This window comes from Nocardioides conyzicola (assembly GCF_039543825.1).
In the GTDB taxonomy this organism is placed as follows: Bacteria; Actinomycetota; Actinomycetes; order Propionibacteriales; family Nocardioidaceae; genus Nocardioides; species Nocardioides conyzicola.
Window position 1 is genome coordinate 1442488 of the sequence record NZ_BAABKM010000002.1, and the last position, 24455, is coordinate 1466942.

The 24455-nt window shown below is 71.1% G+C and carries 24 protein-coding genes; 8 read left to right on the forward strand and 16 right to left on the reverse strand.

Annotated features, from left to right (window positions below; translation table 11 throughout):
- Positions 1–8 precede the first annotated feature (8 nt).
- From ABEA34_RS10070 to ABEA34_RS10105, 8 genes are all read right to left on the reverse strand, one after another.
- The gene (locus tag ABEA34_RS10070) at positions 9–1478 is read right to left on the reverse strand and encodes a rhamnulokinase (RefSeq protein WP_345521118.1); all 1470 of its coding nucleotides are present in this window, start codon (positions 1476–1478) and stop codon (positions 9–11) included.
- Positions 1475–3517: a bifunctional aldolase/short-chain dehydrogenase gene (locus ABEA34_RS10075; RefSeq protein WP_345521119.1), complete on the reverse strand. Its 2043-nt coding sequence runs from the start codon at positions 3515–3517 to the stop codon at positions 1475–1477. The genes ABEA34_RS10070 and ABEA34_RS10075 overlap by 4 nt, the downstream gene beginning before the upstream one ends.
- A gap of 2 nt (positions 3518–3519) precedes the next feature.
- Complete coding sequence (gene rhaI, locus ABEA34_RS10080; protein WP_345521120.1) at positions 3520–4692, reverse strand: L-rhamnose isomerase; 1173 nt, start codon at positions 4690–4692, stop codon at positions 3520–3522.
- A 1-nt stretch (position 4693) separates the two neighbouring features.
- The gene (locus ABEA34_RS10085; protein WP_345521121.1) at positions 4694–5050 is read right to left on the reverse strand and encodes an L-rhamnose mutarotase; all 357 of its coding nucleotides are present in this window, start codon (positions 5048–5050) and stop codon (positions 4694–4696) included.
- 129 nt (positions 5051–5179) lie between these two features.
- Positions 5180–6226 (reverse strand): rhamnose ABC transporter substrate-binding protein, encoded by a 1047-nt coding sequence (gene rhaS / locus ABEA34_RS10090; protein ID WP_345521122.1) that lies wholly within the window; start codon positions 6224–6226, stop codon positions 5180–5182.
- A gap of 5 nt (positions 6227–6231) precedes the next feature.
- Entirely contained in the window at positions 6232–7344 is a 1113-nt protein-coding gene (locus tag ABEA34_RS10095; protein ID WP_345521123.1) for an ABC transporter permease, read from the reverse strand.
- Positions 7345–7346: 2 nt separating this feature from the next.
- On the reverse strand, positions 7347–8396 hold the full coding sequence (locus ABEA34_RS10100) for an ABC transporter permease (RefSeq protein ID WP_345521124.1): 1050 nt from the start codon (positions 8394–8396) through the stop codon (positions 7347–7349).
- On the reverse strand, positions 8393–9946 hold the full coding sequence (locus ABEA34_RS10105; protein WP_345521125.1) for a sugar ABC transporter ATP-binding protein: 1554 nt from the start codon (positions 9944–9946) through the stop codon (positions 8393–8395). Before ABEA34_RS10105 ends, ABEA34_RS10100 begins: the two co-directional genes overlap by 4 nt.
- Before the next feature lie 200 nt (positions 9947–10146).
- On the opposite strand from ABEA34_RS10105, the gene ABEA34_RS10110 reads away from it, so the two are divergent.
- Positions 10147–11178 carry a LacI family DNA-binding transcriptional regulator gene (locus ABEA34_RS10110; RefSeq protein WP_345521126.1) on the forward strand — a complete coding sequence of 344 codons (1032 nt, stop codon included), beginning with the start codon at positions 10147–10149 and terminating at the stop codon, positions 11176–11178.
- On the opposite strand, the gene ABEA34_RS10115 is transcribed toward ABEA34_RS10110, so the two are convergent.
- From ABEA34_RS10115 to ABEA34_RS10125, 3 genes are read right to left on the reverse strand one after another with little or no spacing between them, the layout of a single operon-like run.
- Positions 11138–11590 carry a hypothetical protein gene (locus ABEA34_RS10115; protein ID WP_345521127.1) on the reverse strand — a complete coding sequence of 151 codons (453 nt, stop codon included), beginning with the start codon at positions 11588–11590 and terminating at the stop codon, positions 11138–11140. The two genes, ABEA34_RS10110 and ABEA34_RS10115, sit on opposite strands and share 41 nt — an antisense overlap.
- Positions 11587–12324 carry an SDR family NAD(P)-dependent oxidoreductase gene (locus tag ABEA34_RS10120; RefSeq protein WP_345521128.1) on the reverse strand — a complete coding sequence of 246 codons (738 nt, stop codon included), beginning with the start codon at positions 12322–12324 and terminating at the stop codon, positions 11587–11589. The genes ABEA34_RS10115 and ABEA34_RS10120 overlap by 4 nt, the downstream gene beginning before the upstream one ends.
- A complete protein-coding gene (locus ABEA34_RS10125; protein WP_345521129.1) occupies positions 12321–13469 on the reverse strand; it encodes an alpha/beta hydrolase family protein in 1149 nt (382 codons plus the stop codon). Before ABEA34_RS10125 ends, ABEA34_RS10120 begins: the two co-directional genes overlap by 4 nt.
- Before the next feature lie 143 nt (positions 13470–13612).
- Here ABEA34_RS10125 and ABEA34_RS10130 point away from each other — a divergent pair, with 143 nt between their 5' ends.
- Positions 13613–14641 carry an LLM class flavin-dependent oxidoreductase gene (locus tag ABEA34_RS10130; RefSeq protein ID WP_345521130.1) on the forward strand — a complete coding sequence of 343 codons (1029 nt, stop codon included), beginning with the start codon at positions 13613–13615 and terminating at the stop codon, positions 14639–14641.
- Positions 14642–14646: 5 nt separating this feature from the next.
- On the opposite strand, the gene ABEA34_RS10135 is transcribed toward ABEA34_RS10130, so the two are convergent.
- Complete coding sequence (locus ABEA34_RS10135; protein WP_345521131.1) at positions 14647–15363, reverse strand: SDR family oxidoreductase; 717 nt, start codon at positions 15361–15363, stop codon at positions 14647–14649.
- A 53-nt stretch (positions 15364–15416) separates the two neighbouring features.
- Between ABEA34_RS10135 and ABEA34_RS10140 the strand changes: the two genes are divergently transcribed.
- Genes ABEA34_RS10140 through ABEA34_RS10150 form a run of 3 tightly spaced genes read left to right on the forward strand, consistent with a single transcriptional unit; the run spans position 15417 to position 19452 of the window.
- On the forward strand, positions 15417–15770 hold the full coding sequence (locus ABEA34_RS10140) for a MerR family transcriptional regulator (RefSeq protein ID WP_345521132.1): 354 nt from the start codon (positions 15417–15419) through the stop codon (positions 15768–15770).
- A 58-nt stretch (positions 15771–15828) separates the two neighbouring features.
- Complete coding sequence (locus ABEA34_RS10145; protein WP_345521133.1) at positions 15829–17067, forward strand: glycoside hydrolase family 1 protein; 1239 nt, start codon at positions 15829–15831, stop codon at positions 17065–17067.
- A gap of 45 nt (positions 17068–17112) precedes the next feature.
- Positions 17113–19452: a glycoside hydrolase family 3 protein gene (locus ABEA34_RS10150; RefSeq protein ID WP_345521134.1), complete on the forward strand. Its 2340-nt coding sequence runs from the start codon at positions 17113–17115 to the stop codon at positions 19450–19452.
- Here ABEA34_RS10150 and ABEA34_RS10155 read toward each other — a convergent pair.
- On the reverse strand, positions 19449–20060 hold the full coding sequence (locus tag ABEA34_RS10155) for a TetR/AcrR family transcriptional regulator (protein ID WP_345521135.1): 612 nt from the start codon (positions 20058–20060) through the stop codon (positions 19449–19451). The two genes, ABEA34_RS10150 and ABEA34_RS10155, sit on opposite strands and share 4 nt — an antisense overlap.
- An 84-nt stretch (positions 20061–20144) precedes the next feature.
- Here ABEA34_RS10155 and ABEA34_RS10160 point away from each other — a divergent pair, with 84 nt between their 5' ends.
- The 3 genes from ABEA34_RS10160 to ABEA34_RS10170 all read left to right on the forward strand — a co-directional run bounded on the left by ABEA34_RS10160 (position 20145) and on the right by ABEA34_RS10170 (position 21796).
- Entirely contained in the window at positions 20145–20906 is a 762-nt protein-coding gene (locus tag ABEA34_RS10160) for an SDR family NAD(P)-dependent oxidoreductase (RefSeq protein WP_345521136.1), read from the forward strand.
- Between the two features lie 84 nt (positions 20907–20990).
- On the forward strand, positions 20991–21365 hold the full coding sequence (locus tag ABEA34_RS10165) for a nuclear transport factor 2 family protein (protein WP_345521137.1): 375 nt from the start codon (positions 20991–20993) through the stop codon (positions 21363–21365).
- 29 nt (positions 21366–21394) lie between these two features.
- Entirely contained in the window at positions 21395–21796 is a 402-nt protein-coding gene (locus tag ABEA34_RS10170) for a ClpX C4-type zinc finger protein (RefSeq protein WP_345521138.1), read from the forward strand.
- A 115-nt stretch (positions 21797–21911) separates the two neighbouring features.
- Here ABEA34_RS10170 and ABEA34_RS10175 read toward each other — a convergent pair whose 3' ends face one another.
- The 3 genes from ABEA34_RS10175 to ABEA34_RS10185 are packed head-to-tail and all read right to left on the reverse strand — an operon-like array spanning position 21912 to position 24447.
- Complete coding sequence (locus ABEA34_RS10175; RefSeq protein WP_345521139.1) at positions 21912–22775, reverse strand: fumarylacetoacetate hydrolase family protein; 864 nt, start codon at positions 22773–22775, stop codon at positions 21912–21914.
- Positions 22772–23500: an SDR family NAD(P)-dependent oxidoreductase gene (locus tag ABEA34_RS10180; RefSeq protein ID WP_345521140.1), complete on the reverse strand. Its 729-nt coding sequence runs from the start codon at positions 23498–23500 to the stop codon at positions 22772–22774. Before ABEA34_RS10180 ends, ABEA34_RS10175 begins: the two co-directional genes overlap by 4 nt.
- Complete coding sequence (locus ABEA34_RS10185; RefSeq protein WP_345521141.1) at positions 23500–24447, reverse strand: VOC family protein; 948 nt, start codon at positions 24445–24447, stop codon at positions 23500–23502. Before ABEA34_RS10185 ends, ABEA34_RS10180 begins: the two co-directional genes overlap by 1 nt.
- Between the last annotated feature and the right edge of the window lie 8 nt (positions 24448–24455).

Below are 24455 nucleotides of genomic sequence, written 5' to 3' on the forward strand. Positions count from 1 at the left end.
GCGGCCCATCATCCCCCGCTCGTGAGACGGGACTCGGCGCTGTCCCAGTCGAGCCCGGAGCGCGGCTCGAAGCGGCGTACGTCGTGGGTGCGCCGGATGAGGTCGCGCATGGCGGCCAGGTCGGGCAGATCGGCGCCGAGGGCCCGCGCCTGCACGAGGCCGTTGCCGAGCGCGGCCGCCTCGGCCGGACCGGCGAGGACGGGTACGCCGAGGGCGTCGGCGGTGAGCTGGCAGAGCAGCGAGTTCTGCGAGCCGCCGCCGACCAGGTGCACGACGTCGACCTCGCGGCCGGCGAGCGTGGCGGCCAGCCGGATGTTGCGGCGGTACGCGAGCGCCAGGCTGTCCAGGATCGTGCGGGCGATCGCGACCGGCGTGCGCGGGATCGGCTCGCCGGTCTCGCGGGCCAGGTCCTGGATCCGGCTGGGCATGTCCCCCGGGGTGAGCAGTCGCGGGTCGTTGATGTCGACGATGGTCCGCAGCGGCGGCTCGACCTCCGCGCCGGCGAGCAGGGCCGGCAGGGTCACGTCGGTGAGCCGCTTGTCCGCCCAGGTGCGGACCGACTCCGAGAGGACCCAGAGGCCCATCACGTTCTTGAGGAAGCGGATGGTGCCGTCGACGCCGCCCTCGTTGGTGAAGTCGGCCGCGCGGGCCTCCTCGGTCAGCACCGGGGCGTCCAGCTCGAGCCCGACCAGCGACCAGGTGCCGGACGAGATGTAGGCGAAGCTCCCCTCGGTCGCGGGCACCCCCACGACGGCGGAGGCGGTGTCGTGGGAGCCGACCGCGATGACCGGGACGCCGGTCACGCCGACGTACTCCCCCACCTCGGGCAGCAGCGGGGCGACGACCGCACCGGGGTCGCGCAGCGGCGGCAGGATCGACCAGGGCAGGCCGAGCCGCTTGGCCAGGTCGGTCGCCCACTCGCGGGTGCGGACGTCGTACAGCCCGGTCGTCGAGGCGTTGGTGCGCTCGGCACCAGCCTCGCCCGTGAGCCAGTAGGTCAGCAGGTCGGGCAGGAGCAGCAGCTGCACGGCCGCCTCCAGCGCAGGCGTCCCGAGCTCGGACACCAGCTGGTAGACGGTGTTGAACGGCAGCTGCTGCAGCCCGCTGACGTCGTACAGCTCGGCGTCGGTGACGGTCTCGCGCACCCGTGCGGGTACGCCGTCGGTGCGCCGGTCGCGGTGGCTGCGGGGGTTGGCGAGCAGCCGGCCGTCGGCGTCGAGCAGGCCGTAGTCGACGGCCCACGAGTCGATGCCGATGCCGTGGAGGGGTCCGGTGCGGGCCACCTCCCGGATCCCGACGAGCACCTCGCGGTGGATCCCGAGCGCGTCCCAGAAGAGGTCGCCGTGCACCGGCACCGCGCCGTTGTCGAAGCGGTGCAGCTCCTCCAGGTGCAGGGTGCGCGCACCGACCCGGCACGCCATCACCCGGCCGCTGGTGGCGCCCAGGTCGACGGCGGCGACGCGAATCGGCTCGCTCATCGAAGGAAGGCCGCCGCCACGCCCGCGTCGACCGGGATGTGCAGCCCGGTGGTGTGGCTGAGCTCGGCGGTGCAGAGCACGAAGACGGCGTTGGCGATGTTGGCCGGCAGCACCTCGCGCTTGAGGATCGTGCGCTGCGCGTAGAACTTGCCGAGGTCCTTCTCCTCCACGCCGTAGACGGCGGCGCGGTTGGCACCCCAGCCGCTGGCGAAGATGCCCGAGCCGGCGACGACGCCGTCGGGGTTCACGCCGTTGACCTTGATCCCGTGCTCGCCGAGCTCGGCCGCGAGCAGCCGCACCTGGTGGGCCTGGTCGGCCTTGGCGGCGCCGTACGCGACGTTGTTGGGGCCGGCGAAGATCGAGTTCTTGGAGGAGATGTAGACGATGTCGCCGCCCAGCTCCTGCTCGATCATCACCTTGGCGGTGGCCTTCGAGACCAGGAACGAGCCCTTGGCCATCACGTCGTGCTGGAGGTCCCAGTCCCGCTCGGTGGTCTCCAGGAGGGAGCGCGACAGCGACAGGCCGGCGTTGTTGACGACTAGGTCCACCCCACCGAAGGCCAGGACGGCGGCATCGACGGCCGCCTGGACGGCGGCCTCGTCGGACACGTCGACCTGCACGCCGACGGCGACGTCCGTCGAGCCGATCTCGGCGGCGGCGGCCTGGGCCTTCGCCAGCGAGAGGTCGGCGATGACGACGCAGGCACCCTCGGCGGCGAGCTTCTCGGCGGTGGCCTTGCCGATGCCGGAGGCGGCACCGGTCACGAACGCGACGCGGGTGGCGAGCGGCTTCGGCTTCGGCATCCGCTGGAGCTTGGCCTCCTCGAGCGCCCAGTACTCGATGCGGAACTTCTCCGCCTCGTCGATCGGGGCGTACGTCGACAGGCCCTCGGCGCCGCGCATCACGTTGATGGCGTTCGTGTAGAACTCACCGGCGACGCGGGCGGTCTGCTTGTCCTTGCCGTAGCTGAACATGCCGACGCCCGGCACCAGGATGACCAGCGGGTCGGCGCCGCGGATGGCCGGGCTGTCCTTGGTCTTGTTGCGGTCGTAGTAGTCCTGGTAGTCCTCGCGGTACGCCGCGTGCAGCTCGGCGACGCGGGCCTTGACCTTCGCGAGCGGGGCGTCGGCCGGCAGGTCGACGACCATCGGCTTGACCTTGGTGCGCAGGAAGTGGTCGGGGCACGACGTACCGAGCTCGGCCAGGCGGGGGTGGTTGCGGCTGGCGAGGAAGTCCAGCACGACCTTGTCGTCGGTGAAGTGGCCGATCATCGGCCGGTCCTTCGAGGCGACGCCGCGCAGGGTGGGCGCGAGCTCGGCGGCACGCGCCCGGCGCTTGGCGGGGCTCAGCGGCTCCCACTTCTTCACGCGGACCCCGAACGGGTTCTTCTTGGAGTTCGCCTTGATGTACTTCTCGGCGGTGCGGATGATCCAGAGCGAGTTCTTCTCGGTCTTCTCGCTGGTGTCGCCCCACGCGGTGATGCCGTGGCCCCCGAGGATGCAGCCGATCGCCTGGGGGTTCTGCTCCTTGATCGCGGCGATGTCGAGGCCGAGCTGGAAGCCGGGACGACGCCACGGGACCCAGACGACCTTGTCGCCGAAGATCGTCGAGGTGAGCTGCTCGCCGTCGGCGGCGGTCGCGATCGCGATGCCGGAGTCGGGGTGCAGGTGGTCGACGTGCGCGGAGTCGACGAGGCCGTGCATCGCGGTGTCGATCGACGGAGCGGCACCACCCTTGCCGTGCAGGCAGTAGTCGAACGCCGCCACCATCTCGTCCTCGCGGTCGATGCCCGGGTAGACGTCGACCAGGGCGCGCATCCGGTCGAGCCGGAGCACGGCGAGACCGGACTCCTGGAGGGTGCCGAGGTCGCCGCCGGAGCCCTTCACCCAGAGGAGCTCGACGTCCTGGCCGGTGACCGGGTCGGTCTCCGTGCCCTTGGCCGAGGTGTTGCCGCCCGCGTAGTTGGTGTTCTTGGGGTCGGCGCCGAGCCGGTTGGACCGAGCGATCAGCTCGGCTGCTGCCGTCGTGGGGGTGCTCACGTTCAGTTCCATCCTGCCTGGGTGCCGCCGACGCGGTCCGCTTCGATCTGTTCCTGGTAGCCGCTGTCGAGGAAGGCCCGCATCGGGTTCGCGGGCAGTCCCCGTCCCTCGCGCCATGCGGCGAGGTCGGCGCGGACGTCGGTGTAGAAGGCGTCCATGAAGATCTCGTTGGCCAGCAGGACGTCGCCGTCCTCCTGCGCCTGGGTCAGTGCGTCACGGTCGACGAGCAGCGCGCGCGCCGTCATCTCCTGCACGTTGAGGACCGACCGGATCTGGCCGGGGATCTTCTTCTCGATGTTGTGGCACTGGTCGAGCATGTAGGCCACGTCGCTGTCGGGCCCGAACGCCCCACCCCGGATGCACTCGTAGAGGATCCGGAAGAGCTGGTAGGGGTCGGCCGCCCCGACGATCAGGTCGTCGTCGGCGTAGAAGCGGCTGTTGAAGTCGAACGAGCCGAGCTTCCCGAGCCGGATCAGCTGGGCGACGATGAACTCGATGTTGGTGCCGGGCGCGTGGTGGCCGGTGTCGAGGCAGACGAACGCCTTCTCACCCAGGGCGCTCACGTGGGCGTACGACGTACCCCAGTCCGGGACGTCGGTGTGGTAGAACGCCGGCTCGAAGAACTTGTACTCGAGCACCAGGCGCTGGTCGTCGCCGATCCGCTCGTAGATGGTCGCGAGGCTCTCGGCCAGCCGGTCCTGGCGGCCGCGGAGGTCGCCCTGGCCCGGGTAGTTGGTGCCCTCGGCCAGCCAGATCTTGAGGTCCCGCGAGCCGGTGGCGTCCATCACGTCGACGCACGCGAGGTGGTGGTCGATCGCCTTCTGCCGCACGGCCTTGTCGGTGTGGGTCAGGGCGCCGAGCTTGTAGTCGTCGTCCTGGAAGGTGTTGGAGTTGATCGTGCCGAGCGCGACGCCGAGGCCCTCGGCGTACGTGCGCAGCGCACCGAAGTCGTCGACCAGGTCCCACGGGATGTGCAGGGAGACACTGGGGGCGAGCCCGGTGAAGCGGTGCACGGTCGCGGCGTCGGCGATCTTCTCGTGCACGGTGCGCGGGGTGCCGGGGCTGCCGAAGACCTTGAACCGCGTCCCCGAGTTGCCGTAGGCCCAGGACGGGACCTCGATCGCCTGGCCCTCGAGCAGAGGTGCGATCTCGCTGAACCTTGCAGACACGGTCATCTCACATCACTTCTTGTACGTCGGTGGGGAGCTGGTCCTCGAGGTGGAAGACCTCGTCCAGCAGCAGGAAGCCTTCGTCGGGCGCGCGGCCGTCGATGCCGGTGAAGAACTCGGCCATCTCGGCCTGCCAGCGGGCGTTGACCTCGGTCCGCGCCATCGCGGCCTGCGCCTCCTCGATCGAGGTGGGCGTCTCGACGTAGCCGATCAGCAGCCCGTCCTCGCGGAGGAAGAGGGAGTAGTTGTGCCACCCGGTCTCGTGCAGCGCGCGGACCATGTCGGGCCAGACCGCGGCGTGCCGGGTCTTGTACTCCTCGATCCGGTCCGGCCGGACCTGGAGCTGGAAACAGGCACGGGGCATCGGTCCGCTCCTTCCGTGACGGTGGCGGGTGGTGGGGGGAAGGGGTGCTGCCGGCCGACCCCAGCGAGGTCGGAGAGCCGGGACCGGCCGGCAGCGGGTGGAGCTGGACGGACTACGACAGCTGAGGGATCAGAAGTCGAAGTCGTCGATGTTGGACTTGTCGTACGTGAACGGCTCGCCCAGGAGGACGACGCTGTCCTTGCCGACCGTGAAGCTGCCGAGGTCGCCGGCGTCGAACTTGTCGCCCTCGTCGCCCTTGATCGTGCCGTCGACGAGCGCCTTGGCGGCGAACGCGGCCAGGGTGCCCAGGTCGCCCGGGTTCCAGAGGGCGAACGACGTGACGGTGCCGTCCTTGACGTAGTCACGCATCTGGTTCGGGGTGCCGAGGCCGGTCAGCGCGACCTTGCCCTTGGCGTCCGAGGTCGACAGGTAGCGAGCGGCCGCGGCGATGCCGACGGTGGTCGGCGAGATGATGCCCTTGAGGTTGGGGTGGGCCTGCAGGAGCGCGGCGGTCTTGTCGAAGGACGTCTGGTCGTCGTCGTCGCCGTACACGGTGTCGACGAGCTTGATGTTCGGGTGGTTCTCCTCGATGTCCTTCTTCATGAGGTCGATCCAGGCGTTCTGGTTCGTCGCGTTGGCAGCGGCGGACAGGATCGCGACCTCGCCCGAGTCACCGATCTGGTCGGCGATCAGGTCGACCTGCTTCTTGGCGATGCCCTCGGAGGTGGCGGCCTGGACGTACAGGTCGCGGCACTCCGGGTTGGTGTCGGAGTCGAACGTGACGATCTTGGTGCCGGCGTCGCTCGCCTCCTTGAGCGCGTCGCACAGCGCCTCGGGGTCGTTGGCCGAGACGACAAGGGCGTTGACGCCCTGCTGGGCGGCCGTGTTGATGAACGGCACCTGGGCGTCGGGCGAGGCGGCGTCGGGGCCGACCTGCTCGTACGTGCCACCGAACGACTCGACGGCCTTCTGGCCGGCCGCGTCGCTGATGTCGAAGTACGGGTTGCCCAGGTTCTTGGGCAGGAAGGTGACGGAGATGTCGCCGCCGGCGCTGCCGCCGTCGCTTCCGCTGCCACTGCCGCCGTCGCTGTCGCTGCCACCGCAAGCGGTCAGGGCCAAGCTGGCGACCAAGGTCACCGCAGCCAGGGCGGAGATCCGCCGGTTACGCAACTTCATGGTGCTCACCTTTCGTTGGTGCTTTCTGTGGCAGCGACCGCTTGCCGGTGCTGGCCTGTTTCCGAGCTGGAAGGACCGCTTCCACGGCCTCGTCGGGCCCAGAGCTGCTTGGCCCAGCCGAGGAAGCTGGTGGAGATCACCGACAGCACGAGCAGTGCGCCGATGACGATGTTGATGACGTTGACCGTGTAGTTCTCGAGGCGCATGGCGCTGGAGATGACGCCGATGAGCATCACGCCGGCGATCACGCCGTGCAGGGCACCGCGGCCGCCGAAGATGGAGACGCCGCCGAGGAGCACGGCCGCGATCACCTGGAGCTCGAGCCCGGTGGCGTTGTCGCCGCGGGCGCTGCCGAAGCGGAGCGTGTAGTAGATGCCGGCGAACGCCGACACCGCGCCGGCCATCACGAAGAGCAGGAACTTGGTCCGCGCCACGTTGACGCCGGTGAAGTGAGCCGCCTCGTCGTTGAGCCCGATCTCGAAGACCCCGCGGCCGAACGTCGAGAAGTGCAGCATCCAGACGAAGAGCACGGCGAGCACGACGAACGGGACCAAGATCATCGGGAACGAGTGGTCCTCGACGACTCGCTTCTTGGCCAGGTCGGTCCACTTCTCCGGGAAGTCGGTCACCGCCTTGGTGCCGAGCAGCCCGACCGCGATGCCGCGGTAGAGCGCGAGCGTGCCGATGGTGACGGCGAGCGACGGGAGCTTGACGTAGGCGACGAGGAAGCCGTTGAAGGCCCCGCACACGGCGCCGACCAGGATCGCGATCAGCCCGGCGACCGGGATCGACAGCCCGGCGTCGGCGTGGAGCTGGCCGACGAGCACGCTGCTGAGACCCACCACGCTCGCGACCGACAGGTCGATCTCGCCGGTGATGATCACCATCGTCATCGGCAGCGCGATCAGCAGGATCGGCGCGATGTCGAGGAAGAGGTAGTAGAAGGTCAGCGGGCCGTCGAAGAACTCCACGTTGTTGTTGGAGTAGAAGATCACGGCCACGAGGAGCGCGATCACGGCGAACTCGCGGGTGAAGAGCGCGCGGCGCCAAAGCGGACGCGAGTACGCCGGGTAGCTGCGGGTCGTGCCCTCGGGCCGGCTCAGGATGGAGGTGCTCATGTCTACTGCTCCCTCGTCTCGTCGCGTGCGGCGACCAGGCGGCGCGCTTGTCGGGCCGACAGCACCCGGTCGAGCACGATCGCGGCGATGATCAGCGCGCCGACCACGGCCCGCTGCCAGAAGTCGGAGATCCCGACCACCGGCAGGGCGCGGTTGATGGTGACCAGCAGGAAGGCGCCGATCGCGGCGCCCCACACGGTGCCGCTACCGCCGAAGATCGCGACCCCGCCGATGACCGCGGCACCGACGGCCTGCAGCTCCATGCCGTAGCCGGCGCCGGAGCTGACCGTGCCGTAGCGGGCGGCGTACACGACGCCGGCGAGCCCGGCGAGCGCACCGCAGAGGACGAAGGCACCGAGCACCCGGCGCTTGACCGGGAGGCCGTAGAGCACGGCCGCGTCGGGGTCGGAGCCGATCGCGTAGAGCTCGCGGCCGCCGCGGGCGGTGTAGAGGTAGTAGCCGACCAGCGCGAGCACGACCAGGCCGATGATCGTCAGCACCGGGATGGTGAGGATCTGCTTGGTGCCGAGGTCGAGGAACGAGGACGGCATGTCCGAGGCGTTGATCCGGCTGCTGCCGGCCCAGCTCAGGAAGATCCCGCGGTAGATGTAGAGCGTCCCGAGCGTGATCACCAGCGCCGGCACGTTGAAGAACGTGACCAGGAAGCCGTTGACGAAGCCGAGGAAGGCACCGAACAGCAGGCCGAGCAGGAAGACCGCGATGATCGGGATGCCCGGGTGGTCGACGAAGAGGTTGCCGGTGAAGTACGCCGTCAGCCCTAGCGTGGAGCCGACCGAGAGGTCGACGTTGCGGGTGATGATCACGACCGCCTGGCCGACCGCGAGCAGGAGCAGCAGCGACGGCGTGAGCAGGAGGTCGCGCCAGCCGTTGGAGCTGAAGAGGAAGTCGGGGCTCTTGATGGTCGTCAGCGCGACCACCACGACCAGGACCGCGCCGACCGCGATCTCGCGGGAGCGGAGCAGCTCACCGACGATGCGCTTGGTGGGCGAGATGGCGCTCGGCTCGAGGAGCAGGGTGTCGGTGGTGCTCATGCGGTCACCTCCGAGGTGTGGGCGGGGGCGGCGTGGGTGATCCGGGCGGTCGCGGCGTGCATGACGGCCTCGGGGGTGGCGTCCTCGCGGGACAGCTCGGCGGTGATCCGGCCCTCGCACACGACGAGGACGCGATCGGCCATGCCGAGCACCTCGGGCAGCTCGGAGGAGATCATCAGGATTGCGAGGCCCTCACCGGCCAGGTCGGAGAGCAGCCGGTGCACCTCGGCCTTGGTGCCGACGTCGATGCCGCGGGTGGGCTCGTCGATGATGAGCAGCTTGGGCTCGGTGGCCAGCCACTTGGCCAGGACGACCTTCTGCTGGTTGCCGCCGCTCATCGTCGTGGCGGTCGCGTCGAGCGCGTTGGTCTTGACCTCGAGCCGGCCGGCCCAGGGACCGGCGGCGCGGTTCTCGCCGGCGGTGGTGAGCAGACCCGCGTGGGTGAGCCGACCTCGGATGACGCCGGCGACGTTGCGGGCGACCGAGCTCTCGGTCACCAGGCCCTGCTTGCGGCGGTCCTCGGGGACGAACGCCATGCCGGCCTTGATCGCGGCGCGCGGCTTCTTGGGCGGCACGGTGGCGCCGGCGAGGTGCACCGAGCCCGCGTCGTACCCGTCCACGCCGAAGACCGCGCGGGCGATCTCGCTGCGGCCGGCGCCGACGAGGCCGGCCAGACCGACGATCTCGCCGGAGCGGACGGAGAAGGAGATGTCGTGGAAGGTGCCGGTCGAGGAGAGGCCGGCGACGTCGAGCACGACGTCCCCGATCTCGGCCGGCGTCTTCGGGAAGAGCTCGGCGACCTCGCGGCCGACCATGCGCGACACGATCTGCTCGACCGAGGTCTCGGCGATGGCGTCGGTGGAGACGTAGTCGCCGTCGCGCATCACGGTGACCGTGTCGCAGAGGGCGAAGACCTCGTCGAAGCGGTGGGAGATGAAGACCAGGGCGCGGCCCTCGTCGCGCAGGCTGCGGGCGACCGCGAAGAGCCGGTCGACCTCGACCCCGGAGAGCGCGGCGGTCGGCTCGTCCATGATCAGCACGCTGGCGTCGAGGGAGATCGCCTTCGCGATCTCGATGATCTGCTGGTCGGCGATCGAGAGTCCGCGGGCCGGGCGGCGCGGGTCGATCTGCACCCCGAGGCCCTGGAACAGCCGCTCCGCTTCGGCGTACATGGCCGCCCGGTCGATGCGACGGCCCCGGCCGACGGGCTGGCGGCCCATGAAGATGTTCTCGGTGACCGAGAGGTCCGGGAAGAGGGTCGGCTCCTGGTAGATGACCGCGACGCCCGAGGACTTGGAGTCGGCGGTGGACCCGAAGTCGACGTCCTTGCCGTGCAGGCGGAAGACGCCCGAGTCGCGGCGGTGCACGCCGGCGACGATCTTGACCAGGGTCGACTTGCCGGCGCCGTTCTCACCCACGAGTGCGTGGATCGAGCCGGGGGCGACCGCGAGGCTGCCCGACCGCAGCGCGACCACCGCGCCGAACGACTTGGCCACGTCGCGCAGCTCGAGAGCCCACTCAGGGGGCGTCTCGGGTGCGGTTCCGGGCATGAGGTGCTCCTCCGTGGTTCAGGGACTGAGGAGGAATTGAAAGGTTTCAACTCCGATGTTCGGTACCGTAGGTGACTGCGATCACAGCCGTCAACCGATTCGTCGAAATCTCCGCGTAACGGTCAGGACACGAAAGTTCCGGCGAGCGAGCGTGGTCGCCTCTAAGGTGTCGTTGATCGTTTCAGCGAAGGGGGAGCACCATGGCGCACCGCGAGCCCGGGAGCCGGAGCGCGTCCGTCAAGGACGTCGCGGCCGCGGCGGGCGTCTCCCTCGGAACGGTCTCCAACGTCCTCAACCGGCCCGACCGGGTCAGCCCGGAGACCCGCGAGAAGGTGCAGCGGGCGATGCTGGACCTGGGCTTCGTGCGCAACGAGTCGGCCCGGCAGCTCCGCGCGGGGACCAGCCGGACGCTCGCCTACGTCATGCTCGACGCCGCCAACCCCTTCTTCACCGACGTGTCGGCCGGCATCGACGAGGCGGCCGAGGCGGCCGGCCTCTCGCTGGTGCTCTGCAACAGCCGCAACTCCGCCGAGCGCGAGGCCTCGCACCTCACCCTGCTCGAGCAGCAGCGCGTCCAGGGGCTCCTGGTCACCCCGATCGACCCGGACTCGCCGACGCTCGACGAGGTCGCGCAGCGCGGCACCCCCGTCGTGGTCGTCGACCGCACCCGCTCCGACCAGTCCTTCTGCTCGGTCGCGGTCGACGACGTCCTCGGCGGCAAGCTGGCCATCGAGCACCTCCTCGACCGCGGCCACACCCGGGTCGCCTACGTCGGCGGGCCGGCCCACCTCGGCCAGGTGCGGGACCGGCTCCAGGGTGCGCGCGAGGCCTGGGCCGCGGCCGGCCGGCCGGCCGAGTCGCTGACCTGGGTGGAGACGTCGGCGATGACCGTCGCCGAAGGTCGCGAGGCCGGTGCCCGCCTGGCCGGACTGCCCGTGCGCCGCCGGCCGACGGCCGCGTTCTGCGTCAACGACCTGCTGGCGCTCGGCCTGCTCCAGCACGCGATCTCCTCGGGCGTACGCGTGCCCGAGGAGCTGGGCATCGTGGGCTACGACGACATCGAGTTCGCGGCGGCCGCCGCCGTACCTCTCACGTCCGTGCGGCAGCCGCGTCAGCTGCTCGGCCGCACGGCTGCCGAGCTGGTGCTCGACGAGGCGTCCAACCCGGACCACACCCACCGGCAGGTCCTCTTTACGCCCGAGCTGGTGGCCCGTTCCTCGACCCTGGGGTAGTCGTGCCCGGCTGGTCCAGCAGCCGGCGTACGCCGGCGCGGGACAGCAGGAGGCAGACGACCAGCAGGGTGACCGAGAGGAAGCCGCCGAGGCTGACCCTGTCGCCGAAGACGAGGTCGACCAGCCAGAGCACGACCAGCTTGCTGCCCGCGGCCACCACCCAGACGAGCAGGCCCGCCGCGACCTTGCCCACCGGCGTCTGCGCCGCGCGGAAGCGCGCGACGACGCGCGCCTTGACGACCAGCACCACCTCGAGCGCGACCTTCAGCAGCAGGGCGGTCAGCAGGCTGAGCGTGAAGCCCTCGCTCAGCACCCGGGGCAGGTGCTCGACCGCGAGGTTGAGCACCACGACGTACACGAAGTAGTCGACGACGTCGCTGGGGTGCGCCCGCAGCCAGCGTCCGACCCTCACGTCCCGATCGTGGCACCTGGCAGGACGGCCGACCAGCCGCCGTCCACGACGAGGTTGGCCCCGGTGACGTAGGACGCCTCGTCGGAGGCGAGAAAGCGCGCGCACCGGGCGACCTCGGCCGCCTGGCCGATCCGGCCGAGCGGGATCGCGGTGGCGATGTGGCGCATCGGGTGGTCGTCGGCGAGCAGGTCCGCCCTGGTCGCCGGCGTCTCGATCATCCCGGGGCTGACGCAGTTGACCCGGATGCCGTACGGCGCTCCCTCGGCCGCGAGCTGCTTGGTCAGCGCGACGACCCCGCCCTTCGTGACGGTGTGGGCGACGCGGGCGTTGGTCACCGAGCCCGAGATGCCGGCCGTCGACCCGACCAGGACCACCGCGCCTACGCCCGAGCGCTTGAGGTGCGGCCATGCGTGCTTGACCGGGTAGAAGACGACGTCGAGCTCGTGGCGGAGGTTGAACTCCCAGTCCTGCTTGGTGATCTGCTCGATCGGACCGAAGCGGGTGGCACCCGCGTTGGCGTAGAGGATGTCGATGCCGCCGTGCTCGGACGCGGCGCCGTCGACCCAGCGGCGTACGGCGTCCTCGTCGGTCAGGTCGACCGGCTCCGAGCCGTCGCTCGGCGCGATGTCGCAGCCGACGACGGTCGCGCCCGCCTCCTCGAAGAGCCGCGCAGCGGCCAGGCCCTGGCCCCCGGCGGTGCCGGTGATCAGGGCGACCTTCCCGGCGAGAGTCACAGCTCGGCCAGCGTGTCCTCGACCCAGTCGGCGACGTACGCGTTGATGTGCGGCATGTGGTCGAGCCCGACGTGCTCGGCAGCGCCCTCCTCCACCGTGAAGATCCGCAGCTCCCGCTTCGGGCTGCGGACCGCCTGGTCGTAGGACTGGTGCGCGTAGTCCACCGAGATCTGGCGGTCGTTGGCGCCGTGCGCGATCAGGAACGGGACGGTGATCTCGTCGACGACGCCGTTGAGGTGGACGCCCTCGGCGTACTCGATGAACTTCTCGACGTCGTCGAAGCCCCACACCCACAGGACGTGCTCCCAGTAGTGCGGCACCGGGTTCTCGCCCTCACGCTGGAGCCGCTTCTTCTGCACCTCGCCCCAGTTGTGGTTGGCGCCCCACACGGCGATGAGCTTGATCCGCTTCTCGTACGCCGCCGCGCGCGGGACGTAGTAGCCGCCGAGCGACCAGCCCACGAGGCCGATCCGGTCGCTGTCGACGTCGGGGCGGGACTCGAGCCAGTCGACCTGCGCCGTGGCCCAGTCCTCGGACTCGATCCGGCTCTTCAGTTCCTGGAAGCGCAGCGCCTCCCCCGAGCCGGGGTTGTCGATCATCAGCACGGAGACGCCACGCTCGCGCATCTCCTGCGCCCAGCCGGAGGTGTACATGTGCTCCTTGGTGGAGTCCAGGCCGTTCCACATGATCACGGTCGGGACCGGCTCGCCGGCCTTGCTCGCGTTGGAGAAGTACGCCGGGAGGGTGGTGCCCTCGAAGGGGATCTCGACCCGGCTGGTGGCGGGGTCGGCGATCTCGAAGACCTTAGCGAACGCGTCCAGCGCCTGCTGGTAGAACTCCCGGCGGCCCGGGTCGGCGTTGCTCAGCATCCGCTCGGCCTGACAGACGTAGAGGCCGGAGCGGTACCACTGCTGGCCCGCCGTACGCAGGTGGCCGGCGGCCTCCGAGGCGCGCGCCTGGTCGGCGAGCTGGTCGGCGACGGCCTTCCACGACCGCATGAAGACCTTGCTGCCCGAGTTGACGTCGGCGGCCTCCCGCGCGGGTCGGCAGGCCCGGTCGACCTCGTCGATCGCGCCGCCGTTGTTGAGCGTCGCGCAGACGCCGAGGTTCCAGACGTACTTGGGGCCGGTGAAGTACTCGAACATGCCCGCTACTGTGCCGGTCGTCACTCCCGACCGGAACGCGCCTGTGCTGATGCGAGGTATCGGATCGGGAAGGGAACGCCCCCGCGGATGGTTGAATCCTGGACCAGGACCGCTCGGGTCCGCATCAAGCGAGAGGCCACCCCATGCACGTGGGCATCGACAGCTTCGTCTCCACCGTCACCGATCCGACCACCGGCCACGTCGTCGGGCCCGCTGAGCGGATCGAGCACCTCCTCGAGGAGATCGAGCTGGCGGACCGCAGCGGGCTCTACTCGTTCGGGATCGGCGAGCACCACCGCAGCGAGTACTACGACTCCGCCCCTCCGGTGATCCTGGCCGCGGCCGCAGCCCGGACCGAGCGGATCCGGCTCGGCAGCGCGGTGGCCGTGCTCAGCGCGGTCGACCCGGTCCGCCTGTTCCAGCAGTTCGCCACCCTGGACCTCATCTCGAAGGGCCGGATCGACCTCGTCGTGGGCCGCGGGTCGTTCACCGAGGCCTTCCCGCTGTTCGGTCTCGACCTCGCCGACTACGACTCGCTCTTCTCGGAGAAGCTCGAGCTGCTCCTGCAGATCCGCGACCAGGACGAGGTCACCTGGTCCGGTCGGCACCGGCCGCCGCTGGTCCGCCAGCGGATCTACCCGCGCCCGGTCCAGGACCCGCTGCCGATCTGGGTCGGCGTCGGCGGCACTCCCGAGTCCTTCGTCCGCGCAGGGCTGCTGGGACTGCCGCTGATGGTCGCGATCATCGGCGGCGAGCCCCGGCAGTTCGCGCCGCTCGTCGACCTCTACCGGCGGGCCGGCGCCGAGGCCGGTCACTCCCCGGAGCAGCTGCAGGTGGGGCTCCACGTCTTCGGCTTCGTCGGTGAGAGCACCTCGCAGGCCGCGGACACCATCTACCCCGGTTGGCACGAGATGTTCACGAAGGTCTCCCGCGAGCGAGGCTTCGCGACCCCGACCCGGCAGCAGTTCGACGCCACATCGGGGCCCAACGGAGCCTTCTTCCTCGGCGACCCCCAGACGGTCGCCGACAAGATCCGGCGGGTCTCCGACCAGCTCGGCGGGGTCGACCGTCTGTCGCTGCAGATGACCAACCCCCGCCTCGCCCACGACGACCTACTCCGCGGGATCGAGCTGCTCGGCACGGAGGTGGCCCCGCTCGTCGCCGACGTCTGAGCGCGTCAGGCGGAGGGTGCCTCGAGGAACGGCGCGTAGAGCTCCTCCGGCGGGGACGAGAGCAGCTGCTTGACCTCACGGGTGTCGCTGTCGGCGAGCACCTCCAGGGCACCGGCGACCAGGCCGTCCAGCGCGAGGCGTACGACGTCGGCGGGGTCGTTCTTCGGGATGTCCCAGCCGGCCATCATGTCGGTGTCGGTGGCCGCCAGGTGGACGCCGGTCACCAGGGTGCCCTGGGCGGCCAGCTCGAGACGGACGCTGTTGGTGAGGGCCCACTCGGCCGCCTTCGCGACGGCGTACGACCCGCTCCCGGGGTAGACCCGGAAGGACAGCGCGGACATCACGTTGAGGATCGCGCCACCCCCGTTGGCGGCGAGGATCGGGGCGAAGGCCCGCGTCATCGCGAGTGTCCCCCAGAAGTGCACGTCGAGCTCGGCGCGGATCAGCTCGAGGTCACCGGTGACGAGGCCCTGGGCCATCGAGATGCCGGCGTTGTTGACGAGGAGGTCGACGTCGGTCGCCACGGCGGCGACGGCGGCAACGTCGGCCGGGTCGGTGATGTCGAGGCGGAGCGGCTCGACCCCGGGGAGGTCGACCGTCTCGGGTCGACGGGCGGTGGCGTAGACCTTCGCGGCACCCCGCTCGAGGGCCTGCTGGGCGAAGTGGCGACCCAGTCCGCGGTTGGCTCCGGTGATCAGGACGGTGGCGTTCTCGATGTTCATGTGACGAGCGTAGGATCTGACATTGATGTGAGGTTCAAGTCCTGGAGGTAGACGTGTTGCGGATCGGTGAGCTGGCCGAGCGGACGGGCGCCAGCGTCCGCTCGCTGCGCTACTACGAGGAGCAGGGCATGCTGCTCTCCTCGCGCACCTCCGGCGGTCATCGGACGTACGACGAGGACGCGGTCGACCGGGTCCGCCTGATCCAGGTCCTCTTCGCCGCCGGCGTCACCAGCCGCAACGTCGTCCAGCTGATGCCGTGCCTCTACTCCGGCACCACGACCCCCGCCATGCTCGAGCGCCTCCGGGCCGAGCGTGCCCGCATCGACGTCCAGGCACGCCAGCTGGTCGCCACCCGCAAGCGGCTCGACGCAGTCATCGTCGAGGCGGACAAGCGCCGCGTGGGCTGATGTGAGGTATCCGTGATCCCGCCTTCCCTGTGACCGCGGTCTCACGTTGGCTGGGGGCATGACGGACCTCAGCTTCCCCACCGACTTCCTCTGGGGCGCCGCCGGCGCCGGCCACCAGATCGAGGGCGACAACAGCACCAGTGACACCTGGTACGCCGAGCTCGTCTCGCCGAGCGTCTTCAGCGAGCCGTCCGGGAAGGCCTGCGACAGCTGGAACCGCTGGCGCGAGGACATCGGCCTGGTCGTCGCGATGGGCCTGACGTCGTACCGCTTCTCCGTCGAGTGGGCCCGCATCGAGCCGGCCGAGGGGACGTACGACGAGGCCGCGCTCGACCGCTACGAGGCGATGGTCGACGAGTGCGTGGCGCAGGGCCTCGCCCCGGTCGTGACCTTCAGCCACTTCACGGCGCCCCACTGGTTCGCGATGCGCGGCAGTTGGTTGGACCCGGAGGCGCCGACGCTCTTCGCCCGCTACTGCGACCAGGTGATGGCGCGGTTCGGCGACCGGATCGCCTACGCCGTCACCCTCAACGAGCCCAACCTGCCGCACGTGCTGTCGTGGCTGAACCTGCCCGACTTCGTGCGCCAGGTCGAGCGCGCGACGCTCGAGGCCGCGAGCGAGAAGGCCGGCGTCGCGGCGTACCGGCTCGGCAACGTGGTCCTGCCCGAGGAGCTCGACGCGATGGAGGACGGCCTGACCGCCGGCCACCTCGCGGGCAAGGCCGCGATCAAGGCGCGGCGCCCCGACCTTCCGGTCGGCTTCTCCCTCGCGATCATGGACGACGTCGTCGACGGTGACGACCCGACCGTGCGCGACGGCAAGCGCGCCGAGTGCTACCAGCGCTGGCTCGAGCTCGCCCGAGGCGACGACTTCCTGGGGGTGCAGAACTACGAGCGCGTCCCCTACGACGCGCACGGCCAGGTGTCGCCGCCGGAGGGGACCCCGGTCAACCAGATGGGGACGGCGATCGAGCCGCTCTCGCTGGCCGGCGCGGTCCGCTACGCCCACGAGTCCACCGGGGTGCCGATCCTGGTGACCGAGCACGGCATCTCCGTCGACGACGACTCGCTGCGGGCCTCCTTCATCGAGCCGTCGCTCGTCGGGCTGCACGACGTGATGGCCGAGGGCGTGCCGGTCCTCGGCTACCTCCACTGGACGCTGCTCGACAACTTCGAGTGGGTCTTCGGCTACGCCCACCACCTCGGCCTGCACGAGGTCGACCGCGAGACCTTCGAGCGGACGCCCAAGCCCAGCGCCGGGGTGTACGCCGACCTGGTAAAGCGGTACCGGAGCTAGGTCGGTTCACCGCCACGGGGACCCGCGAGTGGCAGGGTGAGCGGCATGGACGACGCAACTCTTGACGAGCGGCTGGGCCGCCTGACCCTCGAGCGCAAGGTCCGGCTGCTGACCGGGGCCACGATGTTCACCCTTCGCGGGGACGACGAGATCGGGCTGGCACCGATGGCGTTCTCCGACGGGCCGACGGGGGTGCGCGGGCTCGACTTCACCGGCGGCCCGCTGATGTCGCTCTTCCCCAACGCCACCCTGCTCGCGTCGTCGTGGCGCACCGAGACCGCGCAGGAGGTGGGCCGGCTGCTCGCCGAGGAGGCGGAGCGCCAGCACATCCACGTGGTCCTCGGACCGACGGTCAACCTGCACCGGAGCCCGTTGGGCGGACGGCTCTTCGAGGCCTACTCCGAGGACCCGCTGCTGACCGGCCACCTCGCCGCGGCGTACGTCTCCGGCATGCAGTCGCAGGGCATCGGCGCCTGCGTGAAGCACCTGGTCGCCAACGAGTCCGAGACCGAGCGCCACGGGGTCGACAGCGTCGTGGACGAGCGGACCCTGCGGGAGCTCTACCTGCTGCCGTTCGAGATCGCCGTCGAGGACGCCGACCCGTGGTCGCTGATGGCGGCCTACAACGACGTCAACGGGATCCCCGCGACCGAGCAGGGCCCGGTCAACAACGGGATCGTGAAGGGCGAGTGGGACTGGCGCGGGCTGCTGATGTCGGACTGGTTCGCGACGCGGACGGCAGGCCCCGCCGCCAACGGCGGTCTCGACCTGGTGATGCCGGGGCCGACGGGCCCGTGGGGTCCGGCGCTGGTCGCGGCCGTGCAGGCCGGCGAGGTCGACGAGGCCGTCGTCGACGACCACCTGCGGCGGCTGCTCCTGCTGGCCGCCCGCGTGGGTGCGATCGACACGCCTCGCGCGTGGCGCACCGACGTGCCCGAGCCGGGAGGCGCCGTGCGCCGGGAGCAGCTGACGCGGCTCGCCGCGGAGGGCATGACGGTGCTCGAGAACGACGGCGCGCTGCCGCTGACCCGGGGCGCACCGATCGCGCTGATCGGCCGGCCGGCGCTCGAGACCGCGTGCATGGGCGGCGGCTCCGCGGCGGTGCGGGCGCCGCACGAGGTGAGCATCGCCGACGGCCTGGTCGGTGCGACCGACGGCGTCACGGTGGTCGACGGTGTCGCCGTCCGCGTGCGCCCCCGGGCCGGCGACTTCCGCATGCGGGTCCGGCTGTACGGCGCGTCCGGCGCGCTGTTGTCGGACGCGGTGTCGGAGGAGGCGAAGACGGTCGGCTTCATGCCCGACCAGGAGCTCCCGGAGCCGGTCACGCGGGTCGTCCTGTCCGCCGTCGTGCCGGCAGGTGCGATGCGGGTCGGCGTGCTCGGCGTGGGGACCGCGACCGTGACCATCGGGTCGTCGACCTTCGACGTCACGCTCGACTCCGAGTCCAGCGACATCGGCGGCGACTTCCTGCGCCCGCCGGGCTGGCAGACCGACGTGGTGCTGTCCGAGCCGACCGAGCTCGTGGCCGACCTGACCCTCGGTGGCTGGGCCCGGCTCGGGCTGGTCGCCGAGCCCACTCCCCCGACCGACGACGAGGCGATCGCCGCCGCGGTCGCTGCCGCCGCCACCGCCGAGGTCGCCGTCGTGGTCGTCGGGCTGACCGAGGAGCAGGAGACCGAGGCCTTCGACAAGTCGACGCTCGCCCTCCCGGGCCGCCAGGACGAGCTCGTCTCGGCGGTCGCCGCCGCGGCCCGCCGTACCGTCGTGGTGGTCAACGCCGCCACGCCGGTCCTGATGCCGTGGGCCGGAGAGGTGGACGCGATCCTCTGGGCCGGGCTGCCTGGCCAGGAGGGCGGCCACGCCGTCGCCGCCGCCCTGCTGGGCGACATCGAGCCGGCCGGCCGCCTGGTCACCTCGTTCCCCTCCGCGGACGGTGCCTCCCCCGCCTGGGACGTGACCCCGACGGACGGGCGGCTGACGTACGACGAGGGGGTCTACGTCGGCTACCGGGGGTACGCCGCCCGGCGGGCGCCGGCGCCGGCGTACTGGTTCGGGCAGGGGTTGGGCTACGGCGAGTGGGAGTACGGCGCCGTCACCCTGGCCGGCTCGGTGGTCTCCGTCGAGCTCACCAACACCTCCGCCCGCGACTCCCGCGAGGTGGTGCAGGTCTACCTCGACCCGGCCGAGGACGACCAGCCGATCCGCCTGGCCGGCTGGACCACGGTCGACGTCGCGGCCGGCGGGTCCGTCACCGTCGAGGTCACCTGCGACCCGCGCGCCGCGCGCACGTGGGACGACGGCGCGTGGCGGCCTTTGACGACCGGCCGGCTGCTGGTCGCGCGGGGGCTCGGCGACATCCGGGGCGAGGTCGCCCTGCCCGGCTAGCCGACCTCGAAGGACCGCACGTAGGCGAGCGCGGCGGCCATGGACGCCCGGAACGGGTCCGTGCTGCGCAGCGTCTGCGACATGAGCGTGCCTCCCTGCAGCGCGGCCAGGAGCGCGTAGGCGAGCTGGTCGAGGTCGGCGTCGGCGCGCAGCTCGCCGCGCTCCTGCATCCGGTGGAGACCGTCGTGCAGGAGGTCCTTCCACCGGAGGAAGCCCGTGGAGAGCTCGGCCCGGGAGTCCTCGTCGCTCACGCTCAGCTCGGCGGCGAGCGTGCCCAGGCTGCACTCGCCGCGGCCGCCGTTCTCGGCCTGCCGCTCGATCGCCGCGTCCGCCCACGCCTGGAGGGCGTCGAAGCTGTCGAGCGCGCCGAGCCGGGGCAGCCCGTCGGCGTCGCCGACGGCGTCGGCCTGGCGGGTGATGACCGCACGGATGAGGGCCTGCTTGCTGTCGAAGTAGTGGTACAGCTGCGAGCCGCTGACCCCCGCCGCGTCGCGGACCTGCTCGGTGCTCGTGCCCGCGACTCCCTGCCGGGCGATCAGCTCGGTCGCGGCCGCGACGATGCGCTCCCGGGTCGCCTGGCCCTTGCGCGTCAGCGTCCGCTCCGTCATGGCGTCATCCTAGCCGTTCTGGGTTGCCCGACCCAGAACGTGCAAGAATGGGTCACTCAACCCATTCTCGACAGAAGGTGCCTCATGACTCCCGACAGCTCCCCGCGCACGCTCAGCGGACAGACCGCCCTCGTCACCGGCGCGACCGCCGGCATCGGCCGCGCCATCGCGCTCCGCCTCGCGGGCCTCGGCGCCGACGTCATCGTCCACGGACGCGACGCGGCACGGGGCGCCGTCGTCGTCGACGAGATCGCGGCGGCCGGGGGCAGCGCACGGCTGATCACCGCGGACCTCAGCGACGCCGACGACACCCGGCGGCTCGCGGCCGCCTCCGGCCGGGTGGACATCCTGGTCAACAACGCCGGCATCTACGCGTTCACCAGCACGCCCGACACCGACGCGGCCAGCTTCGACCTGCACTTCGCGATCAACACCCGCGCGCCGTTCGTGCTCGTCGGCGCCCTGGCTCCGGCCATGGTCGAGCGCGGCCACGGGTCGATCATCAACGTCACCTCGACCGCGGCCACCTCACCGGCGCCGATCGGCGCGGCGTACGGCGCGTCCAAGGCGGCCGTCGAGCTCCTCACCCGCTCCTGGGCGACGGAGTTCGCTGCGCAGGGCATCCGGGTCAATGCCGTCTCGCCGGGCCCGACGCGCACGGCCGGGACCGAGACCATGCTCGGCGAGCACGTCGACATGCTGGGCCGGGGCAACCTGCGCGGCACCGTCGGCGAGCCCGACGAGATCGCGGCCGTCGTCGGGTTCCTGGCCTCGCCCGAGAGCTCCTACGTCAACGGCTCGGTGTTCGTCGCCGACGGGGGCGCGCTCAGCGCGATGCCGTCCTGACCCGACGGGGCTAGCCGGTCACAGGCCGACACTGCCACGGCGGCCGGCGTACCGTGCCGACATGGACCGCACCAGCGCCCAGGAGTGGCTCGACCGGTACGTCGCCGCCTGGCTCAGTACGACCCGACCGAGATCGGTGCGCTCTTCTCGGACGACGTCGTCTACCGCTACCACCCGTACGACGAGCCGATCGTCGGCCGGGAGGCCGTCGTCGCGTCCTGGTTGCACGACGACGCGGGCGGCACGGCGTCGACGCGGGACGAGCCGGGCACGTACCAGGCGGCGTACGCACCGGTCGCGGTCGACGGCGACGTCGTCGTGGCCCAGGGCTCGACGACGTACCGCAAGCAGCCCGGCGGACCGGTGCACCAGGTCTACGACAACTGCTTCCTGATGAGGTTCGACGCCGAGGGGCGCTGCCGGGAGTTCACCGAGTTCTACGTCCTGCGACCGGGCTGACCGGCGCGCTCCGTGGGACGATGCCCCGCGTGGACGTGGACTCCAGCAAGAAGTGCTGCTCGTTCTGCGGTGAGCAGGGCCAGACGGGCAAGCCGCTGGTCGGCGGGCTGGGTGCCTTCATGTGCGGCGACTGCGTCGACTACTACAAGGGCATGCTGGACGCGGTCCGGGACACGGGGGTCGTCGCGCCGCCCCCGTGGGAGACGATGTCGGACGCCGACGTCCTCGGGAAGCTCAGCCTGATCACGCAGACCGGCGACCAGGTGGACGCATTCCTGGTGGAGTGGGTGCAGCTGGCGCGGTCGCGCAAGCTCTCCTGGGCCGAGGTGGGCAAGGCGCTCGGGATCTCCCGCCAGGCCGCGTGGGAGCGGTTCGCGCGGAGCGAGGTCCCGGCCGCGGACGCGCCGGACCGACAGCTCGGCAGCGCCTGAGCCACGGATCGGGGCCGGCCCGCGGCGCACCCCCGTGACGTCGTCGGACCGGCCCCCGCCCCCCGTCAGGCAACCCTGTCAAACGTCAGGGGGTCCTGACAACGTTTTGCGTGGATCAGGCCACCGACCCCGACAACGTCCCGATCCCCTCGACGTCCATCCGTACGACGTCGCCGGGTTCGAGCGGCGGCGGCGTCCGGGACCCGGACCGGCCCCAGAGCTCGGCCAGGCAGCCCCCGCCACCGGTGGTCCCGGAGGCGAGCAGGTCGCCGGGGAGCACGACCGAGTCGCGCGACGCGTAGGCGATCATCTGCGGGAAGGTCCAGTGCATGTGCGAGAGCCGGTCGCCGCCGATGTGCGTGCCGTTGACCGAGACCCGGCACTCCAGGTCGAGCGAGGGCAGCTCGTCGGCCGTGACGATCCACGGCCCGATCGAGGTCGCGAAGTCCTTGCCCTTGGCCGGCCCGAGGCCCACCTGCATCTCCCGCGACTGGAGGTCGCGGGCAGACCAGTCGTTGACGATCGTGTAGCCGAAGATCGCCTTCTCCGCCTCGGCCTCTGTCAGCGAGGAGCCGCCGGCGCCGAGGACGACCCCGACCTCGAGCTCGAAGTCCAGCGCCCGGCAGGTGACCGGCCGTGGGATCGCGGCACCCGGACCGTAGAGCGCGTGCGGGTTGGTGAAGTAGAACGTGGGGGCGTCGTACCACGCGTCGGGCACGCCGGAGGCGTTGTCGACGCTGCGGCGTACGCCCTCCACGTGGCTCTCGAAGGTCACGAAGTCGCGCACGGACGGCGGCTTGTAGGGCAGCAGCAGGTCGGCCTCGTCGTACCGCAAAGCCTTGCCCCGCTTGGCTTCTGCGCCGATCTCGAGCGCGCGGGCGAGCCCCAGGGGGATCAGCTCGGCGAGCGGCACCGGCAGCAGGTACGCCGCGTCGCCCGCGACGACGGCCGCACCCTGGCGCAGGTTAGCGAGCCTCATGCCGGCGGCCTGGTCGCGTCCGCGATGCCCTTGTGGGACACGTGCGCCGTGAGCCCGCCGTCGATGACCAGCTCGGCGCCGTTGTAGTAGGCCGAGTCGTCGGACATGAGGAAGACGATCGTCGGTGCGATGTCGGCGACCTGCCCGACGCGACCGAGCGGGATCTCGGCGAGCGCCGCATCGGTGAACGCCGGCGAGGCCGACGCCATCAGCGGCGTGTCGATGAGTCCCGGCATCACGGCGTTGACCCGGATCCCGCGCGACCCCAGCTCGAGGGAGGCCGAGCGGGTGAGGCCGCGCAGCGCCCACTTCGAGGCGGTGTACGCCGCGGCCGCGTGGCCGGACATCGCGGCGACCGAGCAGATGTTGACGATCGAGGAGCCGGCCGGCATCAGCGGCACCAGTGCCTGGATGCCGAGCATCGGCCCGGTCACGTTGATGGCGAAGGTCTGGTCCCAGGTCCCGAGCGTGACGTGCGGGAGCCGCTCGCGGGCCGCCACGCCAGCGTTGTTGACCAGGCCGTGGACCGCGCCGTGCTCACTCTCGACCCAGGAGGCCAACGATGCCCACGCGGCGGGGTCGGTGACGTCGAGGTGCCGCCCCTCGAACGGGAGCACGTCGGTCGCGACCACTGTCGCGCCCGCGGCCCTGAGGGCGGCGACCTCCGCCGCCCCCTGTCCGCGGGCCGCGCCGGTGACGACGACGACCTTGCCTGCCAGATCCATCAGACCGGCGGCGCGACGAAGAGGCCCTTGTCGGGGTCGTTGAACGAGTCGCGGGCGATGATCTCGGACATCGGGTCGGCGGTGCCCCACTGGTCCTGGGTCATCGGGTCGGCGATGTCGTACACGCTCGGGTGCCACTCGTCGGTCTCGATCTTCTCGAGCTCGGTCGTGTACTCCATCGTGTTGCCGCTGGGGTCGAGGAAGTAGGAGAACGTGTTGTTGCCGGCGTTGTGGCGACCGGGACCCCAGATCTTCTTGATGCCGGCGCGCATCACCCGGCCGGTGCCCCGCATGTACTCGTCGAGGCCGCGCATCTCGAAGGACACGTGGTGCACCGAGGCGTGCGGGCCGCGCGCGATCGCGAAGCTGTGGTGCCAGTCGTTGCACCGCATGAAGTGCATCATCTCGCCCATGTGCTCGCCCCAGAGCGTGTCCGACAGCTTGAAGCCGAGCACGTTGGCGTAGAAGTCGCGGGTCCGGTTGGGGTCGTTGCTGTTCATCACCGCGTGGGAGATGCGGACGGGGATCGCCTCGCCCTCCTCGATCGCGCGGTGCTGCCGGGTCGCGACGTCGGCGGAGATCTCGACGGTCCGGCCGTCGATGTCGAAGAACCGGAAGCCGTAGCCACCGCCCGCGGTCTGCAGCTGGTCGGGCTCGCCGACCAGCTGGACGCCCTGGGTGGCGAGCGTGGCGGCGAGCGCGTCGACGGCGGCCTCGTCGGCGGCACCGAAGGAGATCAGGTCCAGGCGCTTGTCGTCGGACTGGCGCAACCGGATGACGTACTGCTCCGGCGAGCCCTCGGCCGCCAGGTAGGACAGGTTGCCGTCGGTGCCGACCTCGGTCAGGCCCCACGTCTCCTTGTAGAAGGAGCGCTGGGTCTCGTAGTCGTTGACCGCGAGGTCCACGTGGCGCAGGTGGGTGATGCCGTGCTCGTTGAGGTGACTCATGCTGCTTC

Coding starts and splice junctions, on each gene's coding strand:
- ABEA34_RS10070 (WP_345521118.1), bottom strand. CDS start 1,478: ATGAGCGAGCCGATTCGCGTCGCCGCCGTCGACCTGGGCGCCACCAGC.
- rhaI (WP_345521120.1), bottom strand. CDS start 4,692: ATGACCGTGTCTGCAAGGTTCAGCGAGATCGCACCTCTGCTCGAGGGC.
- ABEA34_RS10085 (WP_345521121.1), bottom strand. CDS start 5,050: ATGCCCCGTGCCTGTTTCCAGCTCCAGGTCCGGCCGGACCGGATCGAG.
- rhaS (WP_345521122.1), bottom strand. CDS start 6,226: ATGAAGTTGCGTAACCGGCGGATCTCCGCCCTGGCTGCGGTGACCTTG.
- ABEA34_RS10095 (WP_345521123.1), bottom strand. CDS start 7,344: ATGAGCACCTCCATCCTGAGCCGGCCCGAGGGCACGACCCGCAGCTAC.
- ABEA34_RS10100 (WP_345521124.1), bottom strand. CDS start 8,396: ATGAGCACCACCGACACCCTGCTCCTCGAGCCGAGCGCCATCTCGCCC.
- ABEA34_RS10105 (WP_345521125.1), bottom strand. CDS start 9,946: ATGCCCGGAACCGCACCCGAGACGCCCCCTGAGTGGGCTCTCGAGCTG.
- ABEA34_RS10110 (WP_345521126.1), top strand. CDS start 10,147: ATGGCGCACCGCGAGCCCGGGAGCCGGAGCGCGTCCGTCAAGGACGTC.
- ABEA34_RS10125 (WP_345521129.1), bottom strand. CDS start 13,469: ATGTTCGAGTACTTCACCGGCCCCAAGTACGTCTGGAACCTCGGCGTC.
- ABEA34_RS10130 (WP_345521130.1), top strand. CDS start 13,613: ATGCACGTGGGCATCGACAGCTTCGTCTCCACCGTCACCGATCCGACC.
- ABEA34_RS10135 (WP_345521131.1), bottom strand. CDS start 15,363: ATGAACATCGAGAACGCCACCGTCCTGATCACCGGAGCCAACCGCGGA.
- ABEA34_RS10145 (WP_345521133.1), top strand. CDS start 15,829: ATGACGGACCTCAGCTTCCCCACCGACTTCCTCTGGGGCGCCGCCGGC.
- ABEA34_RS10150 (WP_345521134.1), top strand. CDS start 17,113: ATGGACGACGCAACTCTTGACGAGCGGCTGGGCCGCCTGACCCTCGAG.
- ABEA34_RS10155 (WP_345521135.1), bottom strand. CDS start 20,060: ATGACGGAGCGGACGCTGACGCGCAAGGGCCAGGCGACCCGGGAGCGC.
- ABEA34_RS10160 (WP_345521136.1), top strand. CDS start 20,145: ATGACTCCCGACAGCTCCCCGCGCACGCTCAGCGGACAGACCGCCCTC.
- ABEA34_RS10175 (WP_345521139.1), bottom strand. CDS start 22,775: ATGAGGCTCGCTAACCTGCGCCAGGGTGCGGCCGTCGTCGCGGGCGAC.
- ABEA34_RS10180 (WP_345521140.1), bottom strand. CDS start 23,500: ATGGATCTGGCAGGCAAGGTCGTCGTCGTCACCGGCGCGGCCCGCGGA.
- ABEA34_RS10185 (WP_345521141.1), bottom strand. CDS start 24,447: ATGAGTCACCTCAACGAGCACGGCATCACCCACCTGCGCCACGTGGAC.